At 59.5% G+C, this 14,217-nt stretch carries 11 protein-coding genes and 1 pseudogene; 6 read left to right on the top strand and 6 right to left on the bottom strand.

All coding sequences use genetic code 11. From position 1 onward, the window contains the following. Window positions 1-195 precede the first annotated feature (195 nt). Entirely contained in the window at window positions 196-822 is a 627-nt protein-coding gene (locus HU759_RS09650; protein ID WP_017136176.1) for a response regulator transcription factor, read from the top strand. Between the two features lie 8 nt (window positions 823-830). Continuing rightward, entirely contained in the window at window positions 831-4,466 is a 3,636-nt protein-coding gene (locus tag HU759_RS09645; protein ID WP_170038985.1) for a transporter substrate-binding domain-containing protein, read from the top strand. 25 nt (window positions 4,467-4,491) lie between these two features. Here HU759_RS09645 and HU759_RS09640 read toward each other — a convergent pair whose 3' ends face one another. Next, entirely contained in the window at window positions 4,492-4,974 is a 483-nt protein-coding gene (locus HU759_RS09640) for a GAF domain-containing protein (RefSeq protein WP_017136174.1), read from the bottom strand. Beyond that, a complete protein-coding gene (locus HU759_RS09635) occupies window positions 4,971-5,861 on the bottom strand; it encodes an ATP-binding protein (RefSeq protein ID WP_017136173.1) in 891 nt (296 codons plus the stop codon). Before HU759_RS09635 ends, HU759_RS09640 begins: the two co-directional genes overlap by 4 nt. A gap of 163 nt (window positions 5,862-6,024) precedes the next feature. Here HU759_RS09635 and HU759_RS09630 point away from each other — a divergent pair, with 163 nt between their 5' ends. After that, entirely contained in the window at window positions 6,025-8,334 is a 2,310-nt protein-coding gene (locus HU759_RS09630; RefSeq protein WP_170038982.1) for a response regulator, read from the top strand. Here HU759_RS09630 and HU759_RS09625 read toward each other — a convergent pair. The 3 genes from HU759_RS09625 to msrB form a co-directional block, all read right to left on the bottom strand. Next, on the bottom strand, window positions 8,288-8,779 hold the full coding sequence (locus HU759_RS09625; RefSeq protein ID WP_017136171.1) for a MarR family transcriptional regulator: 492 nt from the start codon (window positions 8,777-8,779) through the stop codon (window positions 8,288-8,290). The two genes, HU759_RS09630 and HU759_RS09625, sit on opposite strands and share 47 nt — an antisense overlap. Then, the gene (locus HU759_RS09620) at window positions 8,776-9,261 is read right to left on the bottom strand and encodes a glutathione peroxidase (protein WP_099549066.1); all 486 of its coding nucleotides are present in this window, start codon (window positions 9,259-9,261) and stop codon (window positions 8,776-8,778) included. The genes HU759_RS09625 and HU759_RS09620 overlap by 4 nt, the downstream gene beginning before the upstream one ends. Before the next feature lie 206 nt (window positions 9,262-9,467). Next, window positions 9,468-9,860: a peptide-methionine (R)-S-oxide reductase MsrB gene (gene msrB, locus HU759_RS09615; protein ID WP_017136169.1), complete on the bottom strand. Its 393-nt coding sequence runs from the start codon at window positions 9,858-9,860 to the stop codon at window positions 9,468-9,470. A gap of 202 nt (window positions 9,861-10,062) precedes the next feature. Here msrB and HU759_RS09610 point away from each other — a divergent pair, with 202 nt between their 5' ends. Next, window positions 10,063-11,274, top strand: a complete 1,212-nt coding sequence (locus tag HU759_RS09610; RefSeq protein ID WP_017136168.1) for a pyridoxal phosphate-dependent aminotransferase — start codon at window positions 10,063-10,065, stop codon at window positions 11,272-11,274. A 305-nt stretch (window positions 11,275-11,579) separates the two neighbouring features. Then, entirely contained in the window at window positions 11,580-12,467 is an 888-nt protein-coding gene (htpX, locus tag HU759_RS09605; RefSeq protein WP_017136167.1) for a protease HtpX, read from the top strand. A 134-nt stretch (window positions 12,468-12,601) separates the two neighbouring features. On the opposite strand, the pseudogene HU759_RS09600 reads toward htpX, so the two are convergent. Beyond that, window positions 12,602-13,258, bottom strand: a pseudogene (locus HU759_RS09600) (thiopurine S-methyltransferase). 103 nt (window positions 13,259-13,361) lie between these two features. Here HU759_RS09600 and HU759_RS09595 point away from each other — a divergent pair. Then, entirely contained in the window at window positions 13,362-14,129 is a 768-nt protein-coding gene (locus HU759_RS09595) for a class III extradiol ring-cleavage dioxygenase (RefSeq protein WP_170038977.1), read from the top strand. Window positions 14,130-14,217 lie beyond the last annotated feature (88 nt).

Genomic DNA, 14,217 nt, shown 5'->3' with positions numbered 1-14,217 from the left:
AGGCACGGCTCCAAGGCTTACTGATCCAACTATTACTTACATCCGACGACGCAAAGCCTTATCGAACCGTAGGTCGTTACCTTTTATTATGTAGGAATTCTCCTGTTTTATATCTACTCCCCCCAACGCTCGTCCTCCTCCCTCTTCTTCTGAGCTAATGTGCCCGCTTTATTTGCACTTGCATGGAATATGATTATGAACACGGTTTTTATCATTGATGATCACCCGGTTATCAGGCTGGCGATTCGCATGTTGCTGGAACACGAAGGTTATAAAATCGTTGGCGAAACGGACAACGGTTGTGACGCGATACAAATGGTTCGCGAATGCCTGCCCGACCTGATCATCCTGGACATCAGTATTCCAAAACTCGACGGCCTCGAAGTGCTCTGCCGATTCAACGCGATGAACACCTCGATGAAAACCCTGATCCTGACGGCCCAGAGCCCGACGTTGTTTGCCACCCGCTGCATGCGCTCGGGCGCAGACGGCTATGTGTGCAAGGAAGGCGACCTGAGCGAACTGCTGAGTGCCATTCGTGCGGTACTGTCTGGCTACAACTACTTCCCCAGCCAGGCACTCAATTCCAATGGCGCCGACAGCAAGGACGCACTGGAACTTGAGTTATTCAAGGCCGTGAACGACCGGGAACTGATGGTGCTGCAACTTTTTGCACAAGGTCGTACAAACAAAGAAATCGCCAAAGGTATGTTTCTAAGTAACAAGACAGTAAGTACCTACAAAAAAAGGCTGATGCAAAAACTTAAAGCCAAGTCCTTGGTAGAACTTATCGAGATGGCAAAACGAAACGCGCTAGTGTGAGAAAGCGGATGCCAAGGCGTATAAAGGACTATCTGATTATATTATTGGCCGGCCTGTGCTTGAGCACTACCGTGCCCGCGGCCCCTCAAATCGGACCGGAACACTTCACCTTATTGAGCCGCGCGGGTACCGTTCAACTCGATATTCAGCTGGATAAGACCCAGCGCCAGTGGCTAATGTACAAACGCGAGCTGGTACTGGGCACCTCGGCACCCGACTATCCGCCCTTCGACCTCACCTCCAGCGGTCGCGACTATGAAGGCCTGACCGCCGATTACGCAGGGCTGCTGGCCAAAGCCATGGCCCTGCCCGTCAAGGTATTGCGTTATCCGACACGAGAAGCCGCGATCCATGCGCTGGAAACCGGGGAAATCGACCTGCTGGGCTCATCCAATGGCTTTGAGGCCGCCAACCCGAAACTCATCCTGTCGCAGCCGTATGCGGTGGACCAGCCCGTACTGGTGACCCGCGAAGGTGAAACGCGCAGTTTAAGCGATGGTCTGGCCGGCCTGCGCTTGAGCCTTGTTTATCACTACCTGCCGCTGAACGAAGTGGAAAAGTTATACCCGCAGGCGGATATCCGCGCCTTTCCTTCCTATCAAAACGCGCTCAATGCCGTGGCGTTCGATCAGGCGGATGTGTTTCTGGGGGACACTATTTCCACCCATTACATGATCAACAAGGGCTACCTCAAAAATATCCACATGGCCAACTTCGGCAAGCATGAAGCCTATGGGTTCAGCTTCGCCTTGCGTCACGATCAGGAGGTTCTACAGAGCATCGTCGACGCGGTGCTGACGGCCGTCCCCGTTAATGAACGAGACAGCATTGCCAAGCGCTGGAGCGCCGGCAGCGACATCTTGCTGACCGACAAGAAACTGCAACTGACCCAGCGTGAAGAGCGCTGGCTCAAAGATCACCCGGTGGTAAAAGTCGTGGTCAATGAGACGTTCGCGCCGCTGACGTTCTTCGATGCCGACGGCAACTTTCGCGGTATTACCGCCGACCTGCTGGAACTGATCCGCCTGCGCACCGGCCTGCGTTTTGAAATACAGCGCAGTCGCGAAGTCAGCACGATGATCGAGCAGCTCACCGCGGGTAAAGCCGATATCATCGGGGCCATCGTCCCCAGCACCGAACGCGAGGTTCAGCTCAGCTTCAGCCGCCCGTACCTGGAAAACTCCTACGTCCTGCTGACCCGCAAGGAGCCCGACGCGGCCACAAACCTGGAGCAGATGGCAGGCAAGCGCCTGGCAATCACCCTCGGTAACCCGCTGGAAAAAACCTTGCAAGAAAACTTCCCACAGATTCGCCTGGTGGAAGTCAGCGATACCTTCAAGGCCTCGGAAATGCTGGCTCAGGGAAGCGTGGACGGGGCAGTGAACTCACTGGTCATCGCCAACTATTTCCTGGCCTCCCAGGTGTTCCAGGACAAACTGCAGATCAGCGCCAGCATTGGCACGCTGCCCGCCACCTTCGCCCTGGCCACGCCGCGCGGTGCCGTCGAACTGAGCTCAATCCTGGACAAGGCGCTGCTGAGCATTGCCCCGGACGAAATGGGCGTGATCAACAGCCGCTGGCGCGGTTACACGCCAGCCTCGGACAGTTACTGGCGCAATTACCACCAACTGATTGCGCAAATCATCATTGGCACCGGGTTGCTGCTGCTGATTTCCCTGACCTGGAACGCCTACATGCGCCGCCAGATCAAGCACCGCAAAATGGCCGAGCGCGCCCTCAATGACCAGTTCGAGTTCATGCGCGCACTGGTTAATGAAACACCGCACCCAATCTATGTGCGTGATCGCAAGGGCCTGTTGCAGACCTGCAATGACAGCTACCTGCAAGTGTTCGGGGTCAAACGCGAAGAGGTCATCGGCAAGAGTGTGGTGCAAATGGACATGGCCCTGGCGCCTGAAGCCGCGCAGTACCATGCCGACTACCAACGGGTGGTGGTGGAAGGCACTCCGCTGATCCTTGATCGCACCCTGCACATTCACGGCAAAAAACTCACGATCTACCACTGGATCCTGCCCTATCGCGACTCGGACGGCGAAGTCCAGGGCATCATCGGTGGCTGGATCGATATCAGTGACCGGCGCCAACTGTTCGACGAGTTGCGCACTGCCAAGGAACGCGCCGACGAGGCGAACCGCGCCAAAAGCACCTTCCTCGCCACCATGAGCCATGAAATCCGCACGCCGATGAATGCCGTGATCGGGATGCTGGAACTGACGCTCAAGCGCGCCGATCAGGGCCATCTCGACCGTCCGGCTATCGAAGTGGCCTACAACTCGGCCAAGGACCTGCTGGAGCTGATCGGCGATATCCTCGACATTGCACGTATCGAATCCGGCCGCCTGAGCCTGGCTCCCGAGCGCGTGAACCTGCGCGAAGTGATCGAATCGGTGGTGCGCGTCTTCGATGGTCTGGCCCGCCAGAAAACCCTCAGCCTGTTACTCGAATTCGACCCCAACCTCGACAACACCGCCGTGCTGATAGACCCGCTGCGCTTCAAGCAGGTGCTGTCCAACCTGGTCAGCAACGCGATCAAGTTCACCGAGCGCGGGCAGGTGAAGATCAAGGTGCAGGTGCAAGCCACCGAGCAGCCCCAAGAGGTGCAGATGAAGCTGGTGGTCGAGGACACAGGCATCGGCATCAGCCGGGACGACCAATTGCGCCTGTTCGAACCCTTTGCCCAGGCGGACAACTCCGGGCACCTGGCCAGGAGCGGAGCGGGCCTGGGGCTGGTGATCTGTCGCAGCCTGTGCGAGATGATGGGTGGGCAACTGAGCCTGAGCAGCGTGCCAATGGTGGGCACTCAAGTGCAGGTCAGCCTGAAGATGACCTGCCTCAAGCCCATTGAAGCGCTGGACGAGCTCAAGTCTCAGGCGCCAACAGCCGCGGCGGTGCTCAATGTGCTGGTAGTGGACGACCACCCGGCGAACCGTTTGCTGATGTGCCAGCAATTAGGTTACCTCGGGCACCAGTTCACGGCAGCCCAACATGGCGCCGCCGGGTTTCAGGCCTGGCGCCAGGAGCACTTCGACCTGGTGATTGCCGATTGCAACATGCCCATCATGAATGGCTATGAGCTGAGCCGTTCGATCCGTGAATACGAGCAGCGAGAACAGCAGGTGCCCTGCGTAATCCTCGGTTTCACCGCCAATGCCCAACCCGAGGAGAAACTTCGCTGTGCGCAGGCGGGCATGAATGACTGCCTGTTCAAGCCCATCAGCCTCACTGCACTGGAGCAGCAACTGGCGCAGATCAAACCCCGATCCAGCGGCCAGCGGCTGGAACTCGATTGCCTGGACGCACTGACCGGAGGCGACCCGCAGTTGAGCCAGCGTTTGCTTGCGCAACTGTTAAGCAGCAGCCGTCAGGACCGCGAGGACCTGGTGGCCTTGATGGCCCGCCAGGCAGCGCCCCAGGCGATCATTGAGCAAGCCCACAAGATCAAGGGCGCCGCGCGCATCGTCCAGGCAAGTGCATTGGCCGCGCAATGCGAAGCACTGGAGCTGGCCTGCGCCCGCAACGAGGAGCGCCCCACGATAGACATGGGGGTCAAGGCCCTGGAAAAACTCATGCTGGAGCTGGAGAGGACGTTGCAAGTGCAGCTCCATAAGCTGGACAGCCAATAACGGCGGCCGACCCTCTCCTGCGGGATCAGCAGTCGGTCAACCGCAGGAAAATCGCCGCCAACTGCTCGATGCCCGCCTGGTCCTGCGCGGTAAAACGGGCCAGCGACGGGCTGTCCAGATCCAGGACACCCACCAGTAGGCCATCCTTGACCAATGGCACCACCAGTTCGCTGTTGGAGGCACTGTCACAGGCAATATGGCCTGGGAACGCATGCACATCTTCTACCCGCTGGGTTTGCCGGGATGCCGCCGCCGCACCGCAGACGCCACGACCGAAGGGAATACGCACGCAAGCGATCTGGCCCTGGAACGGGCCAAGCACCAGTTCTTCATTGCGATTGAGGTAGAAGCCCGCCCAGTTCAAGTCGTCCAACTGGTTGAACAGGAACGCCGAGAACTGCGCACTGTTGGCGATAAAGTCACGCTCATCGGCGAGCAGCGATTCCAGCTGCGCGCAGAGCATGGCGTAGCCATCCAGGCCGGTGCCGGCCTGTTGTAAATCGATCATGGTTGACGCTCCAACAACTTGAGACCCACCCAGTAACGGGCGAATTGATACGCGCAACGGCCGTTGCGGTTGCCACGCCCGGTGGCCCAGCGCACGGCCAGGATGTCGAGGGCTTCATCACGCTGCCACTGCAAGCCGGCCTTGCTGGCCAGTTCGCCGATCCAGTGTTCGACCACATCCAGGAAGTGTTCCTGGCTGAACGGATAGAACGACAGCCACAGGCCAAAACGGTCGGACAAGGCGATCTTGTCTTCCACCGCCTCGCTGGGGTGCAACTCACCGTCCACGCGCTTCCAATTGTCGTTGTCGCTCTGGTTTTCCGGCACCAGGTGACGACGGTTGGAGGTGGCATACAGCAACACATTTTCCGGCGCTTGCTCAAGGGAGCCGTCCAGTACGCTCTTGAGTACGCGATAATCGCCCTCACCCGCTTCGAAAGACAGGTCGTCACAGAACAGGATGAACCGTTGCGGCAGCTTGAGCAGTTGCTCGACCACGCGCGGCAGGTCAGCCAGGTGATCGCGCTCGATTTCAATCAGGCGCAAACCGGCCTTGGCATGCTGGGCCAGCAAAGCACGCACCATGGAAGATTTGCCGGTGCCGCGCGAGCCCCACAGCAACGCATGGTTGGCGGGCAGGCCATCGAGAAATTGCTGAGTGTTGCGAGCCAGTTGCTCACGTTGCTTGTCCACGCCGATAAGGTCGGACAGGCGCATGTCCAGGCTCACTTCCAGCGGGAGCAAAAAGCCAGTACGGCCTTCGCGCTGCCAACGGGCGGCGAGGCAGTTATTCCAATCGATGGCTTGGCGCGGTGCAGGTAACAGCGGTTCCAGGCGCGCAAGGACCGCATCGGCCCGCTCAAGAAAGGCATTCAATCGAGAATCCACGATTATTCCTCTGGCAAGTTCTTGCAAAAGATGGCGTATTGGCAACCCTGTGGCAGACCCCACGAGGCTGCGTATAAAACGATTCATGCCGGCCAAGCCAAAGCCTGTGGATGTTCAGCTATGCTTGCCGGGCGAAGGGAAACGTGAAGTGGTTCAACACCCGATGGATATCAAGTTCGCCCACCGCTTGTCTTATAAACAAGCTCGATTGACTGTGCTGGTCGGTTTCGTCTTGGGAACCTTGCTCAGCCTGATCCAAATCGGCATTGATTATGCCAGCGAAGACGCCTCGATCAACCGTGAAATACGCTCACTGATCGAAATCAGCCATAACCCTGCCTCACGTATCGCCTACAACATTGATGCCGAACTTGCCCAGGAACTGACCCTGGGCCTGTTGCACTCGCCGGCCATTACCCACGCGCAACTGGTCGATAACAATGGCGTGGTACTGGCCGACGTGAACCGGCCGCGCAAAGAGAGCGCCTACCGGCCCATCAGTGACTTCCTGTTTGGCGCCAACCGCTTGTTTGAAGATCGACTGTTCCTGAGCCACATGCCCGAGGATTCCCTCGGCGTGCTGCGCCTGGACGTCGACACCTACGCCTTTGGCAGCCGTTTCCTGCACCGCGCCGAGATAACCTTGCTCAACGGGTTCGCCCGCAGCCTGCTGCTGACAGGCATTCTGCTGGGCCTGTTCTACGTGATGCTGACCCAGCCACTGGTGCGCATCATCCGTGCCCTGAGCACCAGCAAGCAGGCTCGCCTGGATTGCCCGCCAGGTCACGAAAACGATGAAATCGGCGTGCTGGTGAACGTCGCCAACCAGCAATTCGAAAACATGCAGACCGAAATCCAGCAACGGCGCCATGCCGAGGACCGCCTCACCGAGTACCTGGGCCAACTGGAAGATATCGTCTCGGCACGCACTCTGGAGCTTAAGGCCAGCAACCAGCGCTTGAGCCAATCCAACGATGAACTCGAAGCCGCCAAATTGACCGCCCTGGCCATGGCCCAGGCGCGCGCCGCGTTCCTGGCCAATATGAGCCATGAGATCCGCACGCCGCTCAATGGCTTGCTGGGCATGATCGCGCTGTCGCTCGACAGCCCGCTGAACGCCGAACAACGCCAGCAACTGTCCATCGCCCACGATTCGGGCAAGGTGCTGGTGGAACTGCTCAACGATATCCTCGACCTGTCGAAATTCGACGCCGGCCAGTTGGAGCTCGAACGCATCCCGTTCGACCTCGGCTCATTGGTGGAAGACACCGCCAACCTGCTGTCGCAGAACGCGGCGCCGAGTGTCGAGTTGACCTGCCTGATCGACCCGCTGTTTCCTGCGCAAGTCATTGGCGACCCGACACGGGTGCGGCAAATCGTCAGCAACCTGCTTTCCAATGCCTTGAAGTTCACCCGCTTCGGGCGTGTGGACGTGCGCCTCAGTGCCGAGGGTGGCCGGGTAAAAATCGAAGTCTGTGACACCGGCATCGGCATTGCCCAGGAAGCGCAGGTGAAAATATTCCAGCCGTTTACCCAGGCCGGTGCGGGTATCACACGCCAGTTCGGCGGCACCGGGCTGGGGCTGGCGTTGACGCATAACCTGTGTGAAGCGATGAAGGGCCGCTTGAGCATCAGCTCGGAAGTCGGTTTTGGCAGCCAGTTCTGCGCCGACCTGCCGCTGCCCACACATTTGCCGGCCGCACGACAAGCGCCGCTGTTGGGCGAAGTCATCGCCATCACCAACACCGGGAGTGGCCTGGCGGAATTGCTCGGCACCTTGCTGCCGGCTTGGGGGCTGGCGCTGCGCTGCTACTCCCAGGATGACGACCTGACCGGGCTGGCCCCCGACCTGCTGATCACCGATTGCCCGGAGTGCCTGTTCCGCCTGCGCCCTGGCATCAGCGCGCCGATCCTGCTGGTGACGGCCTATGGCAACTTCATGCCCAGCGAAGAAGTCGCGGCTCTGATGCCGCTGCAGCAACAGGCACGCCCGTTGAGCCGCAACGCGCTGTATCAGATTCTGCAGCGCAACCTGCGCAGCGAGGCGCAACTGATCCTCGACCCTGTCCAGATAGAAGCCGTGCCCCTGGCACATCGCGCGCGCATCCTGCTGGTGGAGGACAACCCGGTCAATCAATTGGTAGCCAAGGGCATGCTCAGCAAGCTCGGCTGCGAAGTGATTGTGGCTGCCCATGGCGGCGAGGCGCTCAAGTTGCTGGAGGAGCAGCGCTTCGACATGGTGTTGATGGACTGCAATATGCCGGTGATGGACGGCTACGAGGCCAGCCGGCAGATTCGCCGCAGCGGGCGCTGGCCGGAGCTGCCTATCGTCGCCCTGACCGCCAACGCCCTGGCGGAAGAACGCGAGCGCTGCCGGGCGGCGGGAATGGATGACTACCTGGCCAAACCGTTTCGCCGCGAAGAGCTCAAAGCCCTGCTGGACCTGTGGGTGCCGAACTCGACAAGTTTTTGATCTGCGCCAGCAGCTCGTCCAGACCATTGCGCAACACGTCGGCCTGGTTCAGGTCGACACCGCTGTCGCACAGCAGCCGGGTTTTCAGGGCATGGGCCTGGTCGCGCAACTGTACGCCCGCGGGGCTCAGGCTCAGATGCACCTCGCGCTCATCCAGCGCGCTGCGCCGGCGCTGCACCAGCGCCAGCTGTTCCAGGCGCTTAAGCAGCGGCGTCAGCGTGCCAGAGTCCAGCATCAGGCGCTCGCCCAGGGCCTTGACCGTGGGTTGCGTTGGGGTCGCGCAGTGCCATTCCCACAACACCAGCATCGCCAGGTATTGCGGGTAGGTCAGGCCCAACTGATCGAGCATGGGCTTGTAAGCCCGCGTCACCGCTCGGGACGCGGCATAGAGCTTGAAACACAGCTGGTCGTCCAGCGCCAGGGACACGCGGGGCAAGTCGGTCATTTGAGCAGGGCTTCAATCTCTTGGGTCAGGGCTTCGGGCTTGGTGGTCGGGGCAAAACGCTTGACCACCTTGCCATCACGGCCGATCAGAAATTTGGTGAAGTTCCACTTGATACCTTTGGAGCCCAGCAGCCCCGGCGCTTGTTTTTTAAGTTGCACGAACAGTGGGTGGGCGTCGCTGCCATTCACGTCGATCTTCTTGAACAGCGGGAAGCTGACGCCGAAGTTCAGCTCGCAGAACTCGGAAATCGCCCCTTCGTTGCCTGGCTCCTGTTTGCCGAACTGATTGCAGGGAAAGCCCAGCACCACCAGACCCTGGTCCTTGTACTGCTGCCAAACCTGCTCCAGGCCTTTGTATTGTGGGGTGAAACCACATTTGCTGGCGGTGTTGACCACCAAAATGGCCTTGCCGGCAAAATCGGCCAAGGTCTTTTGCTCACCCTTGATGGTGGTGCACGGGATGCTCAGCAGGTTGTCGCTCATGGCAGCGCCTCGGATACGGAGAAAGAGCTATAAAGATAGTCGGCAATTCAATTGCGTGCAATTTAATTGACCGCAGTGATGCCTGCGCATAGATCGTTCCCACGCTCCGCGTGGGAATGCAGCCCAGAACGCTCTGCGTCCGCTTCTAAAGTCGTGACGCGAAGCGCCACAGGAGGCGTTCCCACGCGGAGCGTGGGAACGATCAGTCAGCGTGGAACGAGGTCCAGGCACACCGAGTTGATGCAGTAACGCAGGCCGGTGGGCGGCGGACCGTCCGGGAACACATGCCCCAGGTGCGCGTCGCACTTGGCACAGGTGACTTCGGTGCGGATCATGCCGTGGCTGATGTCACGGATCTCGATCATCGCGCTGTCGGCAATCGGCGCGTAGAAACTCGGCCAGCCGCAGCCGGAATCAAACTTGGTGGTGGAATCGAACAGCGGCTCATTGCAGCAAATGCAGTGGTACACGCCATCAGTCTTGGTGGCATTGTATTTGCCGCTGAAAGGTCGCTCGGTGCCTTTGAGACGGCACACGTTGTACTGCTCCGGATCGAGCATCGCCTTCCATTCTTCAACGGTTTTCTGCAACTTATCCATCGATACACCTCGGCAACTGAAAAACCCTGATCTGTGTCTTTTCCATGGATCAGGCGGCACGTATGATTGCGCCTCTTCAAAACGCCAGTCTGGCACCCGCGCTACCGGCATTCAAACGTATTTATGGGTGCGAGCCCCGCAGGTTTCGCAGTACGGTAGTGTCCACGCCGTCTGGATCGTTCATTTTCAGGATCACATCGCCATGCAGGTCAGCAAATCGAACAAGCTCGCCAACGTCTGCTACGACATTCGCGGCCCGGTGCTCAAGCACGCCAAACGCCTGGAAGAGGAAGGCCATCGCATCCTCAAGCTGAACATTGGCAACCCGGCGCCTTTTGGTTTCGAAGCGCCGGACGAAATCCTCCAGGACGTGATCCGCAACCTGCCGACAGCCCAGGGCTACAGCGACTCCAAGGGCCTGTTCAGCGCGCGTAAAGCCGTGATGCAGTACTACCAGCAAAAGCAGGTCGAAGGTGTCGGCATCGAAGACATCTACCTGGGTAATGGCGTGTCCGAGCTGATCGTGATGTCCATGCAGGCCTTGCTCAACAATGGCGATGAAGTGCTGGTGCCGGCGCCCGACTACCCGCTGTGGACCGCTGCCGTGACCCTCGCCGGCGGCCACCCGGTGCACTACCTGTGCGATGAAGGCGCGGACTGGTTCCCGGACCTGGCCGACATCAAGGCCAAGATCACCCCGAACACCAAGGCCCTGGTGATCATCAACCCGAACAACCCCACCGGCGCCGTCTATTCCAAAGAAGTGTTGCTGGGCATGCTCGAACTGGCGCGCCAGCACAACCTGGTGGTGTTCTCCGACGAGATCTACGACAAGATCCTCTACGACGACGCCGTGCACATCTGCACCGGCTCCCTGGCACCGGACCTGCTGTGCCTGACCTTCAATGGCCTGTCCAAGTCCTACCGGGTGGCGGGTTTCCGCTCCGGCTGGATCGCCATCTCAGGCCCCAAGCACAATGCCCAGAGCTACATCGAAGGCATCGACATGCTGGCCAATATGCGCCTGTGCGCCAACGTGCCGAGCCAACATGCGATCCAGACCGCTCTCGGCGGCTACCAGAGCATCAACGACCTGGTCTTGCCCCAGGGCCGTCTATTGGAGCAACGCAACCGCACCTGGGAACTGCTCAACGCGATCCCGGGCGTCAGCTGCGTGAAACCCATGGGCGCGTTGTATGCCTTCCCACGCATCGACCCGAAAGTCTGCCCGATCCTCAACGACGAGAAATTCGTGCTCGACCTGCTGCTGTCGGAAAAGCTGCTGGTGGTGCAGGGAACGGCGTTCAACTGGCCGTGGCCGGATCACTTCCGCGTGGTGACCTTGCCGCGTGTGGATGACCTGGACATGGCCATTGGTCGCATCGGCAACTTCCTCAAGTCCTATCGCCAGTAACCTAAAAGTCGCTGTACGACCGCCATTCGGTCGTACAGCGAGTATCTGGCAACACTTCTCTAGCCTGCCTACCCTCCTCGCTCGCCGCTGCACACCACGCACCGGTCAACCCCTTGTAATTACAGGGCGCCAAGGCATGAGCGGGGTGATCACCCGTCACTTTCCAGGTCAGAAATTCCCTTCAAGGCTCTACATTGATGCTGTAGGACACAGTTTGAAATAGTCGCTCGGTTGAATCACCTTAGGCCGCACCTTATATACCCCGCAGTACGCGACATATTAAGCATGAGGAGAACTCTACAACCATGATGCGCATCCTGCTGTTCTTGGCCACTAACCTGGCGGTCGTGCTGATTGCCAGCATCACCCTGAGCCTTTTCGGCTTCAACGGGTTCATGGCGGCCAACGGGGTTGATCTGAACCTCAATCAGCTGCTGGTTTTCTGTGCGGTCTTTGGTTTTGCCGGCTCGCTGTTTTCGCTGTTCATCTCCAAATGGATGGCGAAGATGAGCACCAGCACCCAGGTCATCACCCAGCCACGCACCCGGCATGAACAATGGTTGCTGCAAACCGTTGAGCAACTGTCCCGCGAGGCCGGCATCAAGATGCCTGAGGTCGGGATCTTCCCCGCCTATGAAGCCAACGCCTTCGCCACCGGCTGGAACAAGAACGACGCGCTCGTTGCGGTGAGCCAGGGCATGCTCGAACGCTTCTCCTACGACGAAGTGAAGGCCGTGCTGGCCCACGAGATCGGCCACGTAGCCAATGGCGACATGGTCACCCTGGCGCTGGTACAAGGCGTGGTGAACACCTTCGTGATGTTCTTCGCACGGATCATCGGCAACTTTGTCGACAAGGTGATCTTCAAGAACGAAGAAGGCCGTGGTATCGCTTACTTCGTGGCGACCATCTTTGCTGAAGTGGTGCTGGGCTTCCTGGCCAGTGCGATCACCATGTGGTTCTCACGCAAACGCGAGTTCCGCGCAGACGAAGCCGGCGCCCGCCTGGCCGGCACCGGTGCAATGATCGCAGCGCTGCAACACCTGCGCTCTGAACAGGGCCTGCCGGTACACATGCCCGACAGCCTGACCGCGTTTGGCATCAACGGTGGCATCAAGCAAGGCTTTGCCCGCTTCTTCATGAGCCACCCGCCACTGGAGGAGCGTATCGACGCGCTGCGTCGTCGGGGCTGATGCGACACAGAAAGGGGCGATTTGATCGCCCCTTTTTTGTAGGTGCTGATAACGCCATCGCGGGCAAGCCCGGCTCCCACATTGGAACGCATTCACTGTGGGAGCTGGGCTTGCCCGCAATGGCGATGCAATAGTCAACGCAGAGTCAGTTGATACACACGCTCCTCCAGCCGCGTAACGCCGTCCTGCACAAACTTCCAGCTCTCGCCCAGGATGTCTTGCTTTTCAAGTACATTCAGGCCCCAACGCAAGCCCAGCAACACCCTGACTTCCTCGTCAGTCACCGCAAATGGCGGCCCAGCCTTCTGCGTCTGATCATAGTCCAGGGTGATCAGCAGCCCCTTGCAACCAGGGCGCAGAAGCGTATTCAGATGCTCAGCATATTGCGCCCGCATCAGCGGCGGCAGAGCGATCAACGCCGCGCGATCATAGAGTGCAGTGCAATCGCTCACCGCCTCGGCGTCGACAGCGAAGAAGTCGCCGCACCACACCTCGATCAAGCCGGACGCATACACCTTGAACGCGCCTTGCTGGCGGATATGCGGCGTCAACGATTGCTCATTGAAGAAGGCTTCAACCGCCTGCTCCGACAATTCCACGCCCATTACGCGATACCCATGGCTTTCGAGCCAGATCATATCCAGGCTCTTGCCACACAACGGCACCAGCACTTTTGCGCCAACCGGCAGTACCAGTTTCGGCTAATGCCGTTGCAGGTAAGGGTTGACGTCAGGCAGGTGAAAGCCAATCTGATTGCGCGCCCAGCGCTCTTGCCAAAACTTAGGCTCCATAAATCACCCTGAAAAATCGATCAAAAGGCGCTAAAACTTATATTAGATTTAGATCAATGATCTGATTGAAGATGGGCCTATGTTAACCCTCAGGACCCGACTTATGCTCCCCAGCCTGTTTATCTCCCACGGCTCGCCCATGCTTGCCCTGCAACCCGGCGCCAGTGGCCCGGCGTTGCGGCGTCTGGCGGCTGAACTGCCACGGCCAACAGCGATTGTGGTGGTATCGGCGCATTGGGAAAGCGACCAATTACTCGTCACTGGCAGCGCCGCCCCGCAAACCTGGCACGACTTCGGTGGGTTCCCTCCCGAACTGTTTGCCGTGCAGTACCCGGCGCCGGGCAACCCGCAGCTGGCCGCGCAAATCGTCGGGCTGCTGCAAGCCGATGGCCTCGACGCGCAACTCGATGAACGCCGCCCCTTCGACCACGGCACCTGGGTGCCGCTGTCACTGATGTACCCGGCGGCGGATATTGCGGTGGTGCAGGTTTCCTTGCCCAGCCGCATGGGCCCGGCGCTGCAAACCCGAGTCGGGCATGCCCTGGCGAGCCTGCGTGAACAGGGTGTGCTGTTGATCGGCTCCGGCAGCATCACCCATAACCTGGGTGAGCTAAACTGGCGCGCCGGCCCTGAGAGCATCGAGCCGTGGGCGCGGGATTTTCGCGATTGGGTGGTGGATAAACTTGCCGCCAACGATGAAGCGGCCCTGCACGACTACCGCCGCCAGGCGCCGCATGCCGTGCGCAGCCATCCCAGCGATGAGCATTTGTTGCCGTTGTACTTTGCACGGGGCGCCGGAGGGGATTTCAGTGTGGCGCATCAGGGGTTCACCTTGGGCGCGCTGGGGATGGACATCTATCGTTTCGGCTAACAGAGATCTAAAGGTGGGAGCTGGCTTGCCTGCGATAGCGGTGGTTCAGTTAGCCTATTTGCCACTGATACACCGCTATCGCAGGCAA

The organism is Pseudomonas sp. OE 28.3, assembly GCF_014268205.2.
GTDB classification, from domain to species: Bacteria; Pseudomonadota; Gammaproteobacteria; order Pseudomonadales; family Pseudomonadaceae; genus Aquipseudomonas; species Aquipseudomonas edaphica.
Note: the sequence above shows the minus strand (reverse complement) of the source record. Positions and strands in the feature narration are given on the sequence as shown.

Coding starts and splice junctions, on each gene's coding strand:
- HU759_RS09650 (WP_017136176.1), top strand. CDS start 196: ATGAACACGGTTTTTATCATTGATGATCACCCGGTTATCAGGCTGGCG.
- HU759_RS09645 (WP_170038985.1), top strand. CDS start 831: ATGCCAAGGCGTATAAAGGACTATCTGATTATATTATTGGCCGGCCTG.
- HU759_RS09640 (WP_017136174.1), bottom strand. CDS start 4,974: ATGATCGATTTACAACAGGCCGGCACCGGCCTGGATGGCTACGCCATG.
- HU759_RS09630 (WP_170038982.1), top strand. CDS start 6,025: ATGGATATCAAGTTCGCCCACCGCTTGTCTTATAAACAAGCTCGATTG.
- HU759_RS09625 (WP_017136171.1), bottom strand. CDS start 8,779: ATGACCGACTTGCCCCGCGTGTCCCTGGCGCTGGACGACCAGCTGTGT.
- HU759_RS09620 (WP_099549066.1), bottom strand. CDS start 9,261: ATGAGCGACAACCTGCTGAGCATCCCGTGCACCACCATCAAGGGTGAG.
- msrB (WP_017136169.1), bottom strand. CDS start 9,860: ATGGATAAGTTGCAGAAAACCGTTGAAGAATGGAAGGCGATGCTCGAT.
- HU759_RS09610 (WP_017136168.1), top strand. CDS start 10,063: ATGCAGGTCAGCAAATCGAACAAGCTCGCCAACGTCTGCTACGACATT.
- htpX (WP_017136167.1), top strand. CDS start 11,580: ATGATGCGCATCCTGCTGTTCTTGGCCACTAACCTGGCGGTCGTGCTG.
- HU759_RS09595 (WP_170038977.1), top strand. CDS start 13,362: ATGCTCCCCAGCCTGTTTATCTCCCACGGCTCGCCCATGCTTGCCCTG.